Origin of the sequence: Rufibacter sp. XAAS-G3-1 (assembly GCF_013623775.1) — a bacterium.
Lineage (GTDB): Bacteria > Bacteroidota > Bacteroidia > Cytophagales > Hymenobacteraceae > Nibribacter.
On the sequence record NZ_JABFAM010000004.1, the window covers coordinates 38,125 to 56,874 of the forward strand.

General features: G+C 51.0%; 16 protein-coding genes. 15 read left to right on the top strand and 1 reads right to left on the bottom strand.

The window, feature by feature from the left end; all coding sequences use genetic code 11:
* Positions 1-213 precede the first annotated feature (213 nt).
* From HHO50_RS02755 to HHO50_RS02775, 5 genes are all read left to right on the top strand, one after another.
* Positions 214-2,499 (top strand): peptidylprolyl isomerase, encoded by a 2,286-nt coding sequence (locus HHO50_RS02755; protein ID WP_181304488.1) that lies wholly within the window; start codon positions 214-216, stop codon positions 2,497-2,499.
* Between the two features lie 178 nt (positions 2,500-2,677).
* Positions 2,678-3,964: a peptidylprolyl isomerase gene (locus HHO50_RS02760; protein WP_181304489.1), complete on the top strand. Its 1,287-nt coding sequence runs from the start codon at positions 2,678-2,680 to the stop codon at positions 3,962-3,964.
* Between the two features lie 11 nt (positions 3,965-3,975).
* Positions 3,976-4,941, top strand: a complete 966-nt coding sequence (locus HHO50_RS02765) for a MoxR family ATPase (RefSeq protein WP_181304490.1) — start codon at positions 3,976-3,978, stop codon at positions 4,939-4,941.
* 127 nt (positions 4,942-5,068) lie between these two features.
* Entirely contained in the window at positions 5,069-5,497 is a 429-nt protein-coding gene (locus HHO50_RS02770) for a hypothetical protein (RefSeq protein ID WP_181304491.1), read from the top strand.
* Between the two features lie 950 nt (positions 5,498-6,447).
* Positions 6,448-7,044 (top strand): GNAT family N-acetyltransferase, encoded by a 597-nt coding sequence (locus HHO50_RS02775; RefSeq protein WP_181304492.1) that lies wholly within the window; start codon positions 6,448-6,450, stop codon positions 7,042-7,044.
* Positions 7,045-7,087: 43 nt separating this feature from the next.
* Here the strand turns inward: HHO50_RS02775 and HHO50_RS02780 are convergent, their stop codons facing one another.
* Entirely contained in the window at positions 7,088-8,257 is a 1,170-nt protein-coding gene (locus HHO50_RS02780; protein WP_255478568.1) for a hypothetical protein, read from the bottom strand.
* 540 nt (positions 8,258-8,797) lie between these two features.
* Here HHO50_RS02780 and recA point away from each other — a divergent pair.
* From recA to tsf, 10 genes are all read left to right on the top strand, one after another.
* Complete coding sequence (recA, locus tag HHO50_RS02785) at positions 8,798-9,835, top strand: recombinase RecA (RefSeq protein WP_181304493.1); 1,038 nt, start codon at positions 8,798-8,800, stop codon at positions 9,833-9,835.
* Positions 9,836-9,993: 158 nt separating this feature from the next.
* Complete coding sequence (locus tag HHO50_RS02790) at positions 9,994-10,803, top strand: DUF3108 domain-containing protein (RefSeq protein ID WP_181304494.1); 810 nt, start codon at positions 9,994-9,996, stop codon at positions 10,801-10,803.
* A gap of 405 nt (positions 10,804-11,208) precedes the next feature.
* Positions 11,209-11,901, top strand: coding sequence for a response regulator transcription factor (locus HHO50_RS02795; RefSeq protein ID WP_181304495.1), 693 nt, complete (start codon positions 11,209-11,211; stop codon positions 11,899-11,901).
* Positions 11,876-12,997: a cell wall metabolism sensor histidine kinase WalK gene (locus HHO50_RS02800; protein ID WP_255478569.1), complete on the top strand. Its 1,122-nt coding sequence runs from the start codon at positions 11,876-11,878 to the stop codon at positions 12,995-12,997. Before HHO50_RS02795 ends, HHO50_RS02800 begins: the two co-directional genes overlap by 26 nt.
* Positions 12,998-13,133: 136 nt before the next feature.
* A complete protein-coding gene (locus HHO50_RS02805) occupies positions 13,134-13,787 on the top strand; it encodes a hypothetical protein (protein WP_181304496.1) in 654 nt (217 codons plus the stop codon).
* Between the two features lie 215 nt (positions 13,788-14,002).
* On the top strand, positions 14,003-14,716 hold the full coding sequence (locus HHO50_RS02810; protein WP_181304497.1) for an RluA family pseudouridine synthase: 714 nt from the start codon (positions 14,003-14,005) through the stop codon (positions 14,714-14,716).
* 809 nt (positions 14,717-15,525) lie between these two features.
* Positions 15,526-15,975: a 50S ribosomal protein L13 gene (gene rplM / locus HHO50_RS02815; RefSeq protein ID WP_062544037.1), complete on the top strand. Its 450-nt coding sequence runs from the start codon at positions 15,526-15,528 to the stop codon at positions 15,973-15,975.
* Positions 15,976-15,988: 13 nt separating this feature from the next.
* Positions 15,989-16,375, top strand: coding sequence for a 30S ribosomal protein S9 (rpsI, locus tag HHO50_RS02820; RefSeq protein WP_181304498.1), 387 nt, complete (start codon positions 15,989-15,991; stop codon positions 16,373-16,375).
* A 24-nt stretch (positions 16,376-16,399) separates the two neighbouring features.
* The gene (rpsB, locus tag HHO50_RS02825) at positions 16,400-17,161 is read left to right on the top strand and encodes a 30S ribosomal protein S2 (protein WP_181304499.1); all 762 of its coding nucleotides are present in this window, start codon (positions 16,400-16,402) and stop codon (positions 17,159-17,161) included.
* A 151-nt stretch (positions 17,162-17,312) separates the two neighbouring features.
* Positions 17,313-18,146 (top strand): translation elongation factor Ts, encoded by an 834-nt coding sequence (tsf, locus tag HHO50_RS02830; protein WP_181304500.1) that lies wholly within the window; start codon positions 17,313-17,315, stop codon positions 18,144-18,146.
* Positions 18,147-18,750 lie beyond the last annotated feature (604 nt).

An 18,750-nucleotide genomic window follows, 5' to 3' on the forward strand; every position in this document is an offset into this window, starting at 1 on the left:
CCTGCTTTCCTATAATTTCTTTCCTGCACACAATAAAAACCGTTTCTGGCCTGTTTTGACCAAAAGATGCCAGAAACGGAGCAGGCTTTCCCCTTCCCTGCTGCTCTGGCACTATGTTTTTCAATAGTGTCCTGTTCTCTCCAAAAAAATGAGTAAAATTGCATAATGTATGGGAAGTCTATTTGCCAGACCTTCCGCATTTTGCTGACATCTATGCGAGTTTCTTCCTTGTACGTGGGCCTGAGTGCCCTGCTCCTTTTCCAGTGTACTTCTCCTAAAAAGGCAGCTGAACCTGTTTTGCTTACCATTGGCCCAGAGAAAGTTCCGGTTTCTGAGTTTGCCTATGTGTATGAGAAAAACAACACCAGCACAGACAGCGCCTTTTCCAGCGCCAGTGTAAACGAGTACCTGAACCTGTACACCAACTTCAAACTGAAAGTGGCTGAGGCCAAAAGCCGCGGCTTAGACACTACCCAAGCGTTTAAGACCGAACTAGGCGGGTACAAAGAGCAATTGGCCCAACCGTTCCTCACAGAGAAAAGCGTGACCGACCAATTGGTGCGGGAAGCCTATGAACGCCTGAAGAAAGAAGTAAACGCCACCCATCTTCTCATAAACGTTGACATGGAGGCCGACCCCAAAGACACGCTGGCCGCCTACCAGAAGATCATGGATTTGCGAAACCAGGCTATAAACGGAACCCCGTTTGAGTCACTGGCCCAGCGTTTCTCTGAAGACCCTTCGGCTAGGGAGAACGGCGGAAATTTGGGCTATTTCACGGCCTTGCAGATGGTGTACCCGTTTGAGAATGCCGCCTTCACTACGCCGGCAGGCCAAATCTCGCAGCCGGTAAGAACCCGTTTTGGCTACCATATCATCAAAGTGAACGAGGTGCGTCCGGCCCAGGGCGAGATCAAAGTGGCGCACATCATGGTGCGGGCCCAGCAAGGCCTGCCCAAGGCCGATTCTTTGGTGGCCAAAAAGAAGATAGACGAAATCTACAGCCGGGTACAACGCAAAGAAGACTGGAACAAACTCACTTCCCAGTTCTCTGAAGACGCCGCCTCCGCAGATAATGGGGGCGAACTGCCGTGGTTCGGCACGGGCCGCATGATTCCTTCCTTTGAGGAAGCTGCCTTTGCCTTGGCCCAACCGGGTGCCATCACGCCTCCGGTGCAGACCGCTTACGGGTGGCACATCATCAAATTACTGGAGCGCAAAGAACTGCCCTCATATGAAGAGATGGAAACCTCGCTCCGTAACCGCATCGCCAAAGATTCCCGCTCAGAGCTGAACAAAGCCGCCTTCCTGCGCCGCATCAAAACCGAAAACAAATTTCAGGAGAACCCACCCATCAAGGAAGCAACCCTGCGCTTGGCAGATTCTACCCTGCTGGCGGGCAAATGGCAGTTCAATGTTCCGGCAGAGCCGAAGAATTTACCCACCGCCGCGCTGTTCACCATTAACGGCCAGCCGTACACCGTGGGCAAGTTTGCCACGTACATTGATGCGAACCAACGCCCTAGACAGAACGTGTCTCCGGCCCACGCCCTGAACCTGCTGTATGACAAGTTTGTGGAAACCAGCCTGCTGGACTATGAGCGCGAGCACCTGGAAGAAAAGCACCCCGATTACAAAATGCTGGTGAACGAGTACCATGACGGCATTCTGCTGTTCCAGTTGATGGAAGAGAAAGTATGGGCCAAAGCGGTGGAAGACACCGTAGGGTTGAAAGCTTTCTTTGAAGCCAATAAAGAAAAATACATGTGGGGAGAACGTGCCCAGGCCACCATCCTGAGCGCCGCCAACCCAACCGTTCTTGCCCAGGCCCAGTCGCTGCTAAGAGCAGGCAAATTCCTGTCTCCCAGAATGAAACCCATAGACTTGCTGTTTACGTCAGGCAGCGCCACTCTTTCTAAAGCGGCCACCGCCCAGCTAGACCAACTGGCTGGCGCTGTTTTGGCAGACACCACTTTATCGCTGGAAATGACTGGGTACCAAGATGCCCGCGAAAGCGCGAACCGGAAGAACTCTACCCTGCCCGCCCGCCGTACCACAGCCGTAAAGAACTACTTGCAGCAGAAAGGCGTTAGCGGAGAAAACATGAAACTAGTGCCTGCTTCCAGTGAATCTATTGGTGCCCGCCGGGTGTCTTTGCGCGTGTACACCTCAGATGTGCAGGCCCTAGCCGAGCAACTGAACCAGGGTAACCCACTGGCCCTGCAAGTGACTTCCCGTAAATTCCAGCGGGGTGACCATAAAGTGTTGGACGGAGTGACCTGGAAGCCGGGCACCTACAACGTCACGCAAGACGGCCGCTCCATCTGGATTAAGATTGACCGGGTAGAAGCCCCTGCTCCTAAAAAGCTCAATGAAACCCGGGGCGCGGCCATCTCAGATTACCAGACTTATCTGGAGCAGGAATGGATCAAAGAACTACGCCAGAAGTACCCAATAAGTGTGAACCAGACGGAGGTACAGAAGCTTATTAAGAAGTAAGCAGGCCCGAAGTTTCTTTTAGTGAAGCCGTTTGCCTAGCTTTGTTTGTTTACCACTATACTATTTTGCAAGAGAAGCGGTTCTATACAAAGCAACCGCTATACAGAATACCATGAAAATCAGAATTTCTTTTTCTTCATTCTTTAAAAGCCTTCTCCTCCTCGGTGTTTTGGGTTCTATGGCGCAACGCGCAGAAGCCCAACAAGCTACGTTGATAGACAACATTGTAGCCAAGGTAGGAGGCCATATCATCTTACGTTCAGAATTGGAGTTCCAGCACGCCAACGCCGCTGCCCAAGGCTACAAAACACCAGATCTGAAATGCCAGATTTTACAGTCTTTGGTACAGAACAAACTCCTCTTGGCCCGGGCCGAGGTGGATTCTGTCATTGTAGAGGAAGGCACTATCAATGCCGAACTGGAAGGCCGTTTAAACCAATTTGTTGCTCAGATTGGGAGCCAGGAAAAGCTGGAGGCGTATTACAACAAACCCATGAGTGAGATCAGAAGTGATCTTCGCCGCAGCCTGAAAGAACAGTTGACCGTTCAGAAAATGGAGCGGGAGATTGCCGGCAAAATGAAGGTGACCCCCAAAGAGGTGCAACAATACTTTAACCGCATTCCTAAAGACAGCTTACCCTATTTCTCCACTGAGGTGGAAGTGGGCCAGATTGTAAAGATCGCGCAGATTGGCACGGCCCAGAAACAGGCGGCCCGTGAGCAGTTGGAATCCATCCGGAAGCGTATTCTAGCCGGGGAAGATTTCGCGGCGCTCGCCCGTCAGTATTCACAAGACCCAGGCTCTGGCGCCGCTGGCGGAGAACTTGGCTTCTTCAAGAAACGCGAGTTGGTACCAGAATATGAAGCCGCGGCGTTAAAGCTGCAGCCCGGTGAAACCTCTCCGGTGATTGAGTCTATGTTCGGGTTCCACATCATCCAGTTGCTGGAGCGCCGCGGAGAAGAGTTCAATACCCGCCATATCCTTATCAAGCCCGCTACGGCTCAGGTAGACCTGCAACAAACCGCGCATCTGCTGGATAGCATCCGGACGCTTGTTCAGAAAGACACCCTTTCGTTTGCCAAAGCGGCCAAAGACTTTTCAGATGACATGGCCACCAAAGGAAACGGCGGTATGATCACGCTGCCTGGTAGCCCTACCACCTATATTCCCGTTGACAAAGTAGACCCGTCTGTTTTCTTCGTGATTGACACCATGCAAGTAGGCTCTATCAGTGGGCCGCTTCCGTACCGTACCGAAGACGGCAAAGAAGCCATGCGTATCCTTTACCTCAAATCTAAAGCCGCTCCGCACCAAGCCAACCTGCGGGACGATTACCAGAAAATTGCCGCTGCGGCCCTTGCCGACAAACGCAACCGAGCCATTACTGAGTGGTTCGAGAAAAACAAAGAAACGGTGTTTGTAGACATTGCGCCAGATTTCAAAACCTGTAGTTTAGACGACTAACCTCCCCTTCTATGCCTCCCTTTGCCTCTGACAAAGAAGCCGCAGATGCGCTTCACCATGCCTACAAGCGTCTGACCGCTGAGATCTCCCAAACCATCATTGGCCAGGAAGAAGTGGTGAAACTGGTGCTGACTGCTGTTTTTTGTCAGGGGCATTGTCTTTTGGTGGGAGTACCGGGCCTGGCCAAGACCTTATTGATTCAGACCATCTCCAATTCATTGGATCTGTCGTTCAACCGGGTGCAGTTCACCCCAGATTTAATGCCCTCAGATATTCTGGGTTCAGAGACCTTAGATAATAACCGGCAATTCCAGTTTGTGAAAGGCCCGGTGTTTGCCAACATTGTACTGGCAGATGAGATTAACCGGACGCCACCTAAAACCCAGGCCGCCTTGCTGGAGGCCATGCAGGAATACTCGGTGACGGTGGCAGGCCACCATTATAACTTGCCCCGGCCTTTCTTTGTGCTGGCCACCCAGAACCCCATTGAGCAGGAAGGCACGTACCCGTTACCCGAAGCCCAGTTAGACCGTTTCATGTTCCATATAGCCCTCGCCTACCCCAGCTACGAGGCCGAACTGCAGATTGTCAAGAACACCACCGGCGACCGCAAACACACGCCCAACGTAGTCCTGCACGCCGATGAAATCACCGCTTTCCAGCAATTGGTGCGCCGCGTCCCGGTCACCGACAACGTGGTGGAATACGCCGTGAAACTGGTACACAAAACCCGCCCCAACACCTCATTGGCCGGGCCACAAACAGACCAGTACCTGGAGTGGGGAGCCGGCCCCCGCGCCTCGCAGCACCTGATCATGGGTGCCAAGTGCAACGCCCTCATCAGAGGAAAATACTCCCCTGATATTGAAGACGTACAGGCAGTAGCCGTTCCTATTCTGCGTCACCGCCTGGTGCGCAACTTCAAAGCCGAGGCCGAGGGCATTACCGTAGAACAAATCATCAAAGGTCTGCTATAGCGTTTTAAGCCTGTTTTCCAGAAAACAGCACCAAAACAGCACTTGCCGAAAGGCAAGGCAACGGTAAGTGATGAAAAAGAGTAACGCATTGTGTACTTTTGCCCAGATTCTTTAAACCTAACTCCGCATGGAAGCAGCAGCTCTTTACGAACGCTTTGAAAACAACCTGGAAACCATCTTCTCTTACATTAAGCGAGGTTTAGATGTACGTACTACGCCGTACCACATCTCCATGCCCTTAGAGCTGAGCCTCCTGTGCGACGTCCTGGCCAACGCGGGTTTCCCCTGCCGGGTGACCAAAGACGGTTTTGATGCGCTTACTGAGTTTCACGACCTATACATGCAGGAAGGCCAACGGATTTCTGACGTGATGCACCGGATACTGGAAGACAAACGCGCGTACATCCGCACCGCAGATGGCACTGTGTTAATGAAAGAGCAGCTTATCAGACGGTTAGAATATTTCAATGAGATTGCCCACTCCATGGAAGTGATTGCCCGCCTACAGCAATTAGGCAGTCCCTTGCAGTACAACTACCCCTTCCTGAACCAATAAACCGCCGAAGCTTTCCTGTTCACCAGATTGCCCCATTTCATAGAAACATACCTAAAGCGCGGGAGCCTCATCTGCATATAGACAGCCCTCCCGTGCTTGGTGATATATGCCATAGGCATATATCACCAGACCATGCCCATGGCCAGACAGCAAGGTTGTTCTCTTCTACTTTGCGTAAAAACACTTTACCTGCCTTCTCATACCCACTATTGCATAATTGGTGCGCCTTTGAAGGAGATGGAGAAGAGCTAGAACCCACCCCACCCCCCCAAAGAGGGGAATACGCCTTTGCAGGGGATAGGAATGCGTTAGAGACAAGGCCAGTACCTGATCCTTACGGGTTCTCACCACGGCTTCTGCTCCGTTACTTCTGCTACTTTCCCCAGTTCCAGTCTTCCCCGAGCGCGCCTCGCTTTTGGCCCTGAATGGACAGCTACTAAGAGCAGAGGACTTCTCAGGCCGAAAGGGCAGTGCGAGAGGGGAAGGCGGGGCCCCGCGGCCGTGAGCGCATACCGCCAAAGATGAAACAATACCGCACTTGCACCCACTAGAAAGCGGACAAGCCAAGGGAACAGCAAACTGCGTGCACCTGCTAATACATCCCACGCAGAAGCGACCAAGCCAAGGGAACAGCGTAAGGCATGCACAAACTAATATCCAAGCACTAAGCGGGCAAAGGAACGGCAAACCATATGACATCTGCTAACCGCAATATCAGGTGAGCACCCAAACCTCCCAAGAGAGAATTCTCCCTAAGGAAGCCAGTTCCAGGCAGAGGTTAAAGCGCAGAAATAAACTTACGTCAGGCTAGAAACCCAACGTAGACCTCGCTTCCTTTACAAGGATACACCCACCAAACCTCACGAATCAAACTTCCTGCTCATAAAACCCGCAATTTTAGAATCTGCCTGAAAGCTGTCTCGTACACCAAACAAAACCAGACACTTTACATGCAACCCCTCACCACCACTTCTGCGACAAGCGTTGAAATTTCCACCGAAAGGCTTAGCATACGTCCGTACACGCTGGAGATGGCTCCTACTTTCTGGAAGTTGCTGAGCCAGAACCGGGCCCGCCTGCTGCCCGATTTCCCTGACCGTACCTCGGCGGTGATGACCTTAACCGATGCCCAAAACCGAATTAAAGTGTTCATGGCGCAGCACCAGAGTGGCGATTTGTACAGCTTCGGGATTTGGCGCAAAGAAACCGGCGACTACATAGGGGACATCACCCTGCGCCGCCTGGCCCGCGGAAAACCTTTTTCTGAGGTAGGCTATTATCTGGGCGAGCAGGCGGAAGGCCACGGCTACGCCACTGAGGCACTCAAAGGCATTGCCCGTCACGCCTTCCAGGATCTTAAGATGGAAAGTATCAACCTCCGCTGCACCATTGACAATGCACGCAGCAAGCGGGTAGCAGAACGGAGCGGGTTCACCCACCTCAAGACCTATACCCCTGTTTTGCAGGATTCGGCGGGCGCACCGTCCTCGCCCATCCATGTGTACCGCTTATCAAAAGATGATACCAACGCCGCTCTGCTGTGGTAACCGGTTTTAGGCTCCTTTTCTGAAAACCAAGCGTAAAACAGAGCTATCTTTTCTTGAGCCGGGCCAGAAAAAAATCTGAGTTGAAGTTGAGGTACAGACTATTGGAGAACTCCAGCTGCGGGTCATCCAGATCAATGTACGGCTCCAGGCGCAGGGTTAAGGTGAGCCCTTGGGTCAATTCCAGGTCATGCAGGAAGCGCACAATCAGGAGCTGGCGGTTTTTCTGCGTGTAGTCTGCCGATTTGAAATTGGAGGACACCGACGGGAACAGCTTACCGCCCAGTTCAGAGTAATACCCGTTGCCGCGCCAGTAACTCAGCAGCACGTTCTGGTATTTGGTGTCTACCCCGGCGTTCAGGTACAAACCGCCGCCCTGCTTGAACGGCTGCACCTTGGTATTGGAAAAGTCTTTCCAGCCCACCACATATGGCTGAAAGTGCAGCGCCTTCAATACTTTCTTGTCATAGCTTTTCCTGATCACCAGCCCGGCCGCTACGTTGGTCAGGGTCACCAAAGGTAAATCGGCCACATCAATCTGCCCGCCCCGGTGCTGGGCCGTGAACTGGAGCGGCAAGCCGATGTAGGTTCCCGTTTCGGGGGTGTTTTCCGGAAAATCAAGCGAAACCGGCGTTCTATAAAGCGTGAGTTCCGCCGAGGCACCGCCCGCTACTTCTTCCTGGAACGGATCCATGCGGCGCAGGTAGCGCTGCCAGTCAATCCAGACATCCAACTTGGCGCCGGGTTTGTTCAGCAGAAACTGAATCCCGTTCTCCAGCCGGTTGGTGATCACGCGCTCAAAATCATACAGCGGTTCTATGTAGCCGTGGTTCAGGTGGCCCTCCAGCGTACCAAAAAGCAGGGCCATACCGTTTTCCTCATAGCGGATGGTGAACGTGGGCTGCAGGAGGGAGTATCGGCGCGAGCCGAAGTCTTTCTGCACCTGCACGCCCGCGTCAATGCGCACGTTGGCCGACGGAAAATAAATGAGCCGCGGGTTGAGGTGATAGCCAAAAAGCGTGTAGCCTTCAGCGATGTCATTGAAATACTCGTTGTTCTTCTGAAAACCCAGCACATTGAGCCCCAACTGCAACTCACCGGCCTGGTCGGGCTTTACCGGTCGCCTGAACTCCAGGGCTTTGTTGTTTAGCTGCGCGAGGGCGGTTTGACCTGCTAGAATAGCAGCGGTGGCTACCAGAAGCCATTTTTTAGACATAAGAATACGGTTACGCTACTGTTTGTGAAATAGAGGCTAAAAACCCACCAACCCACTCTCCTACCCACCTGCTGAAAGGTACTTAAAAACCGGAAGAAACTTGTACGTGAAAGCACTTTCCGCCCGCTGCTCCTTCCAGATTGATAATCGGTTTTAGGGCTGTTTACAGGAAAACAGCCTTAAAACGGCTGTTTAACGTGGGAGATGCTTGCAAGGTTTACCCGTAAAAATACGGCCTTGGCCTGTAACTAATAAGCGAGATTTTTTGTTGCCAAGAAGCGCGGGCATCGCCTACTTTGGGACTCGGGCGCTAAGTCTTTGCTGCTTTGGCAGTTGGCTTTTTGCTAGTTTCAGTAGCAAAAAGGTTAAAAATAAAACTAAAAAAAGTAGTAAATCTTGGCACAAATCCGGTACTTTGGGTGTTTCCTTTATACACCTCCGGAATATGTCTGGAAAGCAGGAAAACGCCGCGGCTAGCGTTTGCAGATTGCCTCAGGAAGTTGTAAATTCATCAAAAACTTAAGCATAGAAAACACAAACATGAGTGTACAAAGCGAAAAATTAAAGGCGCTCCAACTCACCATCGACAAGCTGGACAAAACCTACGGTAAAGGTACGGTCATGAAGCTGAACGATACCCAGGTGGTGGACGTCCCAGCCATTTCTACCGGCTCCTTGGGCTTAGACATCGCCTTGGGAATTGGTGGTCTTCCGCGCGGAAGAGTGGTGGAGATTTACGGGCCAGAATCGTCCGGTAAAACTACCCTCACCATGCACTGCATCGCGGAAGCGCAGAAAAAAGGGGGTATTGCCGCGTTTATTGACGCTGAGCACGCTTTTGACAAAGCATACGCCGAGAAATTGGGCATTGATACTGAGAATCTCCTTATTGCGCAGCCAGACAACGGCGAGCAGGCCCTGGAGATTGCCGATCACTTGATTAGCTCTGGTGCCATTGACATTATTGTAATTGACTCTGTGGCCGCGCTGGTGCCCAAAGGCGAACTGGAAGGCGACATGGGCGACAGCAAAATGGGGCTTCAGGCGCGTTTGATGTCTCAGGCCCTAAGAAAGCTCACGGGTACCATCAACAAAACCGGTTGCTGCTGCATTTTCATCAACCAGTTGCGCGAGAAGATTGGCGTCATGTTCGGGAACCCCGAGACCACCACGGGTGGTAACGCCCTGAAATTCTACGCCTCGGTACGTCTGGATATCCGTCGTATTGGTCAGATCAAAGAAGGCCCGGACAATATCACGGGTAACCGCACCAAAGTGAAAGTGGTGAAAAACAAGGTGGCGCCTCCGTTCAAAGTAGTGGAGTTTGACATCATGTACGGCGAAGGTATCTCCAAAGTAGGCGAAATCCTGGACTTGGGGGTTGAGCTGAGCGTGGTGCAGAAATCAGGTTCCTGGTTCTCTTACAACGGCGACCGCTTAGGCCAAGGCCGCGATGCCGTGAAGCAGTTCCTGTTAGACAACGAAGAACTGATGCAGGACATTGAAAACAAAATCAGAGCGATTGTGAAAGGCGAGCCCGAGAAAGTGGCGGCGGCCCTAGCAGACACCCCTGAATAATCTTCTTATATTTCCCATGAAACGGCACCTTTTTAGGTGCCGTTTCTGTTTAACTGGAGTTGCCTCTGAAAAAATGTACCTTTGCGTACCCCTCCTGAGCCCCAATAGGATTTGGTACGACATTTGAATAGCTTCAGGCATACTGGAAAGATTGGCTTATGCGTGTAAAACATCAACTATTACTTGTAGTACCGCTGTTGGGATTAGTTTTGAGTGGCTTCGCCTTGAATGACACCCTGCGTACCGTGAAAAATGACTCTTTCGCCCCCGGCGAAGTCTTGCAATACAAAGTCCATTACGGGCTTATCAATGCGGGCGAAGCTACCATCAACGTGGCTCCCAACCTCCAGCGCATCAACAACCGCCCTTGCTACCAGACAACGGTCAGCGGCAAAACCACAGGTTCCTTTGATTTCTTCCACCGCGTGCGCGACACCTGGACATCTTACATAGACACGTCCTCCATGCTGCCCCTGCGGTTTCACCGCAACATAGAAGAAGGCAAGTACCGCCGCAAAGAAACCACCGATTTCAACCACGCCAACAACACCGTGGTGGTAAACGACAGCCGCGACACGAAAAAGAACCAGGTCTTTAAAGTGCCAGACAACGCCCAGGACATGATTAGCGGTTTCTACTACCTGCGCACGCTTGACCTCTCCAGCTTCCGCCCGGGCCAGACGGTCAGGATGCAGGGGTTTCTGGGCGATGAAGTGTTTGACATGACCGTTACTTACCGGGGCAAGACCACCGTTGAAACCAAAGCCGGCAAGATCAGGGCGCACCGGTTAGTGCCTAAAATGCCAAAAAACAAGTTATTCAGCGGCGAAGACGCCATCTCTGTCTACTTCTCTGATGACGAGAATAAAATACCGGTGCTGTTCCAGGCCGAGATGTTTGTGGGCTCTGTGAAAGTAGATCTTTACAAATACGGCGGGCTCCAGAGCAGACTCAATGTAGTGAAGTAGTTGTCAGTGTTTAGTTATCAGTTGCTAGAGGTTAGTTGTCAGTTGCTGAATCTTAGCAAAACAGTTCAGCCGCCGGAGTTCCACCCCGGCGGCTGAACTGTTTTAGGCCCGTTTTCAGAAAATAAGCCTTAAAACAGCCAGCCTGACCTAGGCCAAAGGCATCGGCAGCTTCAAATACACCGCCACCCTGCCCCACTGAAAACCAACAACCAATCACTGACAACTAAAAAACACGTAACAATTTCTTAACACGAATTAGAAACCACTATTCGCCTACCGCTACAGACTATTACCTATCTTTATCCTGAAATTCAGACGCGCGCTTGGTAGCACTTGGGCGTTTCTGGGCTGTTTTTGAAAGAGTTCACCCAAACTGCAGAACTCTTTAAAAGTAAACCGCATGCTATGCAAACCACGGCTAAATACAAGATTCTGGTAGTAGATGATGATCCAGACATTGTGGAACTGCTGCAGTACAACCTGGAAAAAGAAGGCTACGAAGTGGCCCACGCCTCCAACGGCCAGGTGGCGCTGGAAGTAGCCCGCAAGTTTGCCCCAGACATCATTCTGCTGGACGTGATGATGCCCGTTATGGACGGAATCACCACCTGCCGCCAACTCCGGGACAATCCTAAGTTCAAAGACACCCACATCCTGTTCCTGACGGCCCGCTCTGAGGAATTCTCTGAGGTAGCCGCCTTTGACGCCGGGGCCGATGACTTTATTGTGAAACCCATCAAGCCCCGGGCGCTCATCAGCCGGTTGGCAGCCTTCAAGCGCCGCGACATCAGCCAGGGATCAGAACAGGCGCAGGTCATAGAGATTGGCGAGTTCAAGATTGACCGTACCAGCTTTATCGTGCACAAAGGCGAACAGAAAATCACCCTGCCCAAAAAGGAGTTTGAGTTGCTGGCTTTCCTGGCAACTACGCCCAACAAAGTGTTCTCTCGTGATGAATTGCTGAACAACGTCTGGGGGAACGACGTGTTCGTGATTGCCCGCACCGTAGATGTGCACATCAGGAAAGTGCGCGAGAAAATAGGCGAAGACCAGATTAAAACCATCAAAGGCGTTGGCTACAAATTCAACACCGACTAATTCCGCTAGTTCAGCTACTCCTGCTCCCCTTCCGCCTTCTCCTAAAAAGGGAACAAAGCTGAGTTCGCAGCGAATCGCCATCCTCATCTCGGTGCTGGTGGCGGGCATCATTGCCATTTACCTAGGCATCTCGCCGTACCTGGAATTCAAGCAGCGGGTGCTGGGCCTGGCCTTGACTTTCTCTGCGTGCTTTTTGCTGGTGTATTTTTCTTATGAGGCGTTGATCTTCCGGGAAATCAACAACATTTACGCCAGCCTGGAGAAGTTCAAGCGCAAGGAGTTCAAGCAGATGAGCAACAAATTCCTGTTCCGGCCAGACCCCTTGCAGCGCATCAAAGATGAGATTTACCATTTGGCGGAGCGCAACCAGAAGGAGATTGAGGAACTGAAGCGCCTGCAAGCCATGCGCCGCGAATTCCTGGCCGATGTTTCCCACGAACTCAAGACCCCCATTTTCGCGGCCCAGGGTTTTATCCATACGCTCCTGGACGGGGCCATGGATGATGAGCGCGTGCGGGACAAATTCCTCCAGAAAGCCGCCAAAAGCCTGGACGGACTGGACACGCTGGTGCAAGATCTAATCACCATCTCGCAGTTAGAGAAGGGCGTGATTCAGATGAAGAAAAAGACCTTCGACCTGAATGAACTGGGCCAGGAAGTGCTTGAACAACTGGAAAGCAAAGCGAAGGCCAGAAACATCACCATCCATCTGCTGAACGCCCCCGAGGAAAGCTTCATGGTGATAGGAGACCGGGGCCGCATCAAGCAAGTGCTCATCAACTTCATGGACAACGCCATCAAGTACGGGCTGGAGAACGGCAACATCTGGCTCTCGTTCCAGGACGGTAAGAAAAAAACGCTGGTCACCGTGCGTGATGACGGGCCGGGTATTTCCAAACAGCACCACAACCGCATCTTTGAGCGTTTTTACCGCATAGACAAAAGCCGCACCAAAGATACCTCGGGCGGAGGCTCCGGCTTGGGCCTGGCTATTTCCAAGCACATTGTGGAAGCGCACAAATCTGTGATTGTGATTGACTCTGAAGTAGGCAAAGGGACTACGCTGCGGTTTAAACTTATCAAAGCAAAAGCCTGATGGGGAAGTGTTTTAAGCCTGTTTTCCAGAAAACAGGCTTAAAACAAACAGATTCACTACCTTTCAGGGGTGCTTTTATAATTTCTGGTTAACGGGCGTTTTACCTTCAGCACCCTCGCCTTCAACTTTTCTGTCCATGCGATTTTCCTTTCTCTCTGGGTTTGGCCTTCTGGCCATCACCCTGGCTTTGCTAACCGGCTGTGTCAGCACCAAACACGCTGCTCCCCTGGGCGGCTGCCTGGTTAACTTTAAGGCGGGCGACCAACTCCTAATGGCCGAAATACCGGGAATCTCCCCGTATGAGTCGGCGGCGCTGTACAAGATTCTGGAGAAAAAGGCTTCGGAAGCCGGGGTGCAGCCCGCCTACGCCGTGGAGCAGGAAATGGACTTACGCCTACACCAGGTAAAACCAACCGCTGATACGGCCAGCCTGGCCGCGTTGCAGAAATTAGGTTACGCGTATTACCTGCGCGTGCAAGTAGAGGGGAAAGAAGCCCCCGAAAGCTATACCCACACCTCCGCCGAAGAAAGAAGGGAAGCCGATGCCGCTTTAACGCCCGCCAACTTCAGAAAAGAAGAGGATGTCTCCAAAGCGCAACTCACCTTCTCGCTCTACACCACCGACGAAAGAAGGCTAATTTACACCCTCGTGACCACCACCGAAATGCGCGCCTTGCCCATTGCAGAGAATGACGGCGACCTGCATACCGTTAATCTTTCCAAAGCCTCTATGGCCATCCAGAAAGCCATGACCAAAGGCGTGAAAAAGCTGCTTGAGAGTTGCCGATAATTTCCCCTTATCTTTTTCTGATGATTGCGCCAAGGCTGCGCGCTTCTTCCGTTTCAGTGCTGTTTTCTGAAAAACAGACCTAAAACGCAGCCTTCCGTCAACCAGAAAATATTCGGTACCTTTGTGGCTTTCTGGCGGCGGCAGCCGTTTTTGCCTTGTTTTCGTAAAAACAGCCTATAAACGGCCCACCGGCTTGCTGGCACACACCCATTTCTATGAAATTACCCGCTTTCCGCGATCTTATTGTTTTTGAGAACGACGATTACATTGTTGTCAACAAACCGCCGTTTCTGTCTACGCTGGAAGACCGCTCTTTCAACGCCTCCAATCTACTTTCCCTGGCCCGCCAGTACCACCATGACGCCCAGGCCTGCCACCGGCTAGACAAGGAAACCTCGGGTTGCCTGGCCATTGCTAAGAACCCAGAGGCGTACCGCCATCTTTCCATGCAGTTTGAAAACCGGCAGGTGCAGAAAATCTACCACGCCGTGGCCTGGGGAAGCCATGAGTTTGACCACCTGTTGGTAGACCGCGCCATTCAGCCCGGCTTGAAAGGAATTGCCAAGCTGGCTTTCAAAGGCAAGCCGGCGCAAACCTATTTCACCACCTTAGAGAAATTCGGCCGCCATACGCTGGTGGAATGCAAACCCATCACGGGCCGCATGCACCAGATCCGTTTGCACTTGGCTTTCCTGAAAGCATCCATTGTGCAGGATGAACTCTACGGCGGCGAACCGCTTTACCTCTCCAGCCTCAAACGCAAATTCAACCTGGCCAAGGACACCGAGGAACAGCCCGTGATCAAACGTTTTGCGCTGCACTCCCACCAATTAGGTTTTACCCTGCTGAATGGTGAGCCTGTTACTGTCACGGCAGAATACCCCAAAGACTTTGACGTGTTGTTGAAGTTGCTTCGTAAGAATGGATAGGTGGAGGCTTAACGCAGGGCTTTGATATTATTTTTTTTCATAGAATACTAACTGTAAGGTATTTACCTAACTATAATCAAAAGATTTGATGTAAAATATCAGGTGCATGCCGTTTGCTGTTTTCTTGGCTTGGCTGCTTGTTGCGTGGGGGCAAGTGCTGTATTGTTTCATCTTTGGCGGTATGCGCTCACGGCCGCGAGGCCCCGTCTTCCCCTCTCGCACTGCCCTTTCGGCCTGAAAGGTCTATTGCTCTTAGCTAATGTTCATCTAGGGCCAAAAGCGAGGCGCGCTCGGGGAAGACTGGAACTGGGGAAAGTGGAACAAGTAACGGAGCAGAAGCCGTGGTGAGAACCCGTAGAGACCAGGCATCTCTGTCTCTATCTACGCATTCCCATCTCCTTAAAGGGCATACTTACTATGGTGCGGAAGATACTTCCGTGACTTTCTATTCGGCAATGGGCTATGGCACAGAAGTAACTTTCGCACCATAGCCCATTTTGGCTCTTGGCGAGTCCTAAGACTATAATCTCGCGCCAAATTCATTTTAGATCACTAAACAAAACGGCGCATTAGAAAGGTTTTGGAGCAGCGCGTTTCAGGCCTATTTTCCCTAAAACAGATGTAAATCGGCGTTCGCACTTTTGGCTAATCTCCTCACTCCTACCGCGTACCTTTCCTTTCCGGGTTAAATTACCTTGATTTTCAGGGGAATAAACAACGCGACTGTTGCATGCCAAAAAGAAAGATTGTATCTTTGTGACCATTTTCAAGAAAAAGCATACATTTTTTTCACTCGTTAACCATTTACAATGGATCATTTAAGTTATAAGACGCTATCAGTTAATAAGGCGGCCGCTAACAAAGGCTGGGTAGTGATAGACGCCGGAGACTCAACCCTTGGCCGTGTGGCCTCTCAAATCGCGATGATTCTTCGCGGTAAGAACAAACCTTCTTTCACGCCTAACGCCGACTGCGGCGATAGCGTAATCGTGATCAACTCGGACAAAGTTCGGATGACCGGTAAGAAGTGGGACAAGAAAACCTTCGTGACGCACACGGGCTACCCGGGTGGTCAGCGCACGTTCACTCCGCGTGAGTTGAAGGCCAAGTCTTCTACTTTGTTGGTAGAACGCGCCGTGAAGGGGATGTTGCCAAGAACCCGTTTGGGCCGTGAGCAATTCCGCAACCTGTTTGTGTACGCCGGTGCAGAGCACCCGCATGAGGCACAACAGCCTGTTACAGTTAAACTTACAAAATAATTAAACATATTTAATGGAAGTTCTCAATACATCTGGTAGAAGAAAAACCTCGGTGGCGCGCATCTACATGACGTCAGGGCAAGGGAATATCACTATTAACGATAGAGATATCAAGGAATACTTCCCTAGTGAAGTACTGCAAACCATTGTGCAGCAGCCATTGTCGCTGTTGGATCTGGTAGGCAAATACGACATTAAGGCGAATATCAAAGGCGGTGGCGTAGCCGGTCAGGCAGAAGCCCTTCGTTTGGCTATCACCAAAGCGCTGATAGACGAAAACGCCGAGACCCGTCCGGCCCTGAAAAAAGAAGGATTCATCACGCGTGACCCCCGCATGGTGGAGCGTAAGAAATTCGGTAAGCGCAAAGCCCGTCGTTCCTTCCAGTTCTCTAAACGTTAATATATCATCAGCTGTAAAACTATCATGGCTAATACCACATATAAAGATTTACTGGACGCCGGTGTACACTTTGGTCACCTTACCAGAAAATGGGATCCTAAAATGGCTCCGTACATTTTCATGGAGAAAAACGGCATCCACATCATTGACCTGAACAAAACCTTAGTGGCTCTTGACGAGGCGACCAACGCTATCAAGCAGATCGCGAAGTCAGGACGTAAGATTTTGTTTGTCGCTACCAAGAAACAAGCGCAGGACATAGTAGCAGAAGAGGCAAAACGCCTTAAAATGCCGTATGTGACTGACCGTTGGTTAGGTGGTATGTTGACTAACTTCCAGACGGTTCGTAAGTCTTTGAAGAAAATGTCTACCATTGACAAAATGGTGAAAGAAAACACGGCGTACGCTGCTATGGCGAAACGTGAGCGTTTGATGTTGTCTCGTGAGCGTGAGAAATTGGATCGTGTGTTGGGTGGTATCGCTGACTTGTCCCGTCTCCCGGCTGCGTTGTTCATTGTAGACGTGAAGCGTGAAGGCATTGCCATCAAAGAAGCACACAAACTGAACTTGCCGGTATTCGCGATTGTAGATACCAACTCTAACCCAGAGCTGGTAGACTTCCCAATCCCGGCCAATGATGATGCTTCCAAGTCCATCTCTTTGATCACGTCCCTGATTGGCCGTGCTATTGAAGAAGGTCTTTCTGAGCGCAAAGTTGACAAAGACGAGACGGAGAAGAAACGTACCGAAGACGAAGGTATCCAGGAGAAAATTGACGCTGAATAAGCTTCTCATCTCTTTATAAGCGTGTAAAAGAAACTGAACATTAGGAAGCGTAGCCCCTGATGTTCAGTTTCTTTTTAACCAATTAGGTGTCACTTCTCTGTGGCCCTCCTTCCAGTAAAACTTATTAACCGTATTTCTTAATAAAAGAACAATGGCTATTACAGCACAAGATGTAAACAGACTTCGTCAGGAAACTGGCGCGGGTATGATGGATTGCAAGAAAGCTTTAACAGAAGCAAACGGCGATTTTGAGAACGCCAAAGATATCCTGCGCAAGCAAGGTCAAAAAATTGCCAGCAAGCGCGCTGACAACGCCACTTCTGAAGGAGCGGTTTTGACGCAAGTAAACGCCGAAGGCACCGTAGGTAAAGTAATCGCATTAGCGTGCGAAACCGAGCCGGTATCTAAAGTAGAAGATTTCAAAAACCTGGCCCAAACTGTATTGGCCGCTGCCGTTGCGAACACATCTGGCACCAAGGAAGACTTATTGGCTACCCCACAAGCCGATGGCCGCTCGCTGCAAGACCACATCACTGACCTGATGGGTAAGATTGGCGAGAAAATTGACGTAGTTTCTTACGAGACGGTCTCTGCCGAGAAAGTAGTTGCCTACAACCACTCTAATGGTAAATTGGGGGTATTGGTTGGCTTAACCAACACGGGCGGTAAAGAAGTAACCGAGATTGGGAAAGACGTGGCGATGCAGATTGCGGCCATGAAACCAATTGCCGTTGACAAAGATGGTGTTGATGCCAACACCATTCAACGTGAGATTGAGATTGGAAAAGAGCAGGCCCGTGCCGAAGGCAAACCAGAAGAAATGCTGGAGAAAATTGCCCAAGGTAAACTGAACAAGTTCTACAAAGAAAGCACTCTGCTGAACCAAGAGTTTGTGAAAGACCCATCTGTGACCATTGCTAAATTATTGGATAACACCTCTAAAGGCATGACGGTTACTGAATTCAAACGCGTTGCTATCGGATAATATCTGAGCACACGCTCCTTTAAGAGAAAAGCCCCGCTGGTACTGTACCGGTGGGGCTTTTCTTTTCTTTTAGATTATCTCCTTCTTGGTTTCTTTGTGCGCTTTGGCCTCTACCTGGAACTTGCTTTTATTGAGGGAGATTGGTGGGTGCACGCCTTTTGCTGTTCCCTTGGCTTGGCTGTTTGTTGCGTGGTGCAGGTGCAGTATTGTTTCATCTCTTGCGGTAAGCGCTCACGGCCGCGAGGCCCCGTCTTCCCCTCCCGCACTGCCCTTTCGGCCTGAGAAATTCTCTTCTCTTAGCTGACGTCTGTGCAGGGCCAAAAGCGAGGCGCGCTCTGGGAAGACTGGAACTGGGGAAAGTAAGTAAGACCCTTTTTCTATGGCGCAGATTTATTTGCGTGGCTTAAGATTACCCGAAAAGCAAGTCACGAAAGTACATTGACCGCTCTTCCAGAGTGGAACTCCCGGATAGCTGAAAAGAGTTTCTCCCTCCTAGATCAGCCTGAGAGGGTTGGGTTCAACTCTCCTCCGGCTCTTGCTAAGGAGCACCTATCATCTAATAGATTGCCACCATTGTTGTTTTTCTCTTCACTTACTTCTGGTT

What these genes read in the sequence shown, in the direction of transcription:
- tsf (WP_181304500.1), top strand. Translation starts at nt 17,313, where the DNA reads ATGGCTATTACAGCACAAGATGTAAACAGACTTCGTCAGGAAACTGGC.
- recA (WP_181304493.1), top strand. Translation starts at nt 8,798, where the DNA reads ATGAGTGTACAAAGCGAAAAATTAAAGGCGCTCCAACTCACCATCGAC.
- HHO50_RS02770 (WP_181304491.1), top strand. Translation starts at nt 5,069, where the DNA reads ATGGAAGCAGCAGCTCTTTACGAACGCTTTGAAAACAACCTGGAAACC.
- rplM (WP_062544037.1), top strand. Translation starts at nt 15,526, where the DNA reads ATGGATCATTTAAGTTATAAGACGCTATCAGTTAATAAGGCGGCCGCT.
- HHO50_RS02765 (WP_181304490.1), top strand. Translation starts at nt 3,976, where the DNA reads ATGCCTCCCTTTGCCTCTGACAAAGAAGCCGCAGATGCGCTTCACCAT.
- HHO50_RS02780 (WP_255478568.1), bottom strand. Translation starts at nt 8,257, where the DNA reads ATGTCTAAAAAATGGCTTCTGGTAGCCACCGCTGCTATTCTAGCAGGT.
- HHO50_RS02790 (WP_181304494.1), top strand. Translation starts at nt 9,994, where the DNA reads ATGCGTGTAAAACATCAACTATTACTTGTAGTACCGCTGTTGGGATTA.
- HHO50_RS02775 (WP_181304492.1), top strand. Translation starts at nt 6,448, where the DNA reads ATGCAACCCCTCACCACCACTTCTGCGACAAGCGTTGAAATTTCCACC.
- HHO50_RS02810 (WP_181304497.1), top strand. Translation starts at nt 14,003, where the DNA reads ATGAAATTACCCGCTTTCCGCGATCTTATTGTTTTTGAGAACGACGAT.
- rpsI (WP_181304498.1), top strand. Translation starts at nt 15,989, where the DNA reads ATGGAAGTTCTCAATACATCTGGTAGAAGAAAAACCTCGGTGGCGCGC.
- HHO50_RS02755 (WP_181304488.1), top strand. Translation starts at nt 214, where the DNA reads ATGCGAGTTTCTTCCTTGTACGTGGGCCTGAGTGCCCTGCTCCTTTTC.
- HHO50_RS02795 (WP_181304495.1), top strand. Translation starts at nt 11,209, where the DNA reads ATGCAAACCACGGCTAAATACAAGATTCTGGTAGTAGATGATGATCCA.
- HHO50_RS02760 (WP_181304489.1), top strand. Translation starts at nt 2,678, where the DNA reads ATGGCGCAACGCGCAGAAGCCCAACAAGCTACGTTGATAGACAACATT.
- rpsB (WP_181304499.1), top strand. Translation starts at nt 16,400, where the DNA reads ATGGCTAATACCACATATAAAGATTTACTGGACGCCGGTGTACACTTT.
- HHO50_RS02805 (WP_181304496.1), top strand. Translation starts at nt 13,134, where the DNA reads ATGCGATTTTCCTTTCTCTCTGGGTTTGGCCTTCTGGCCATCACCCTG.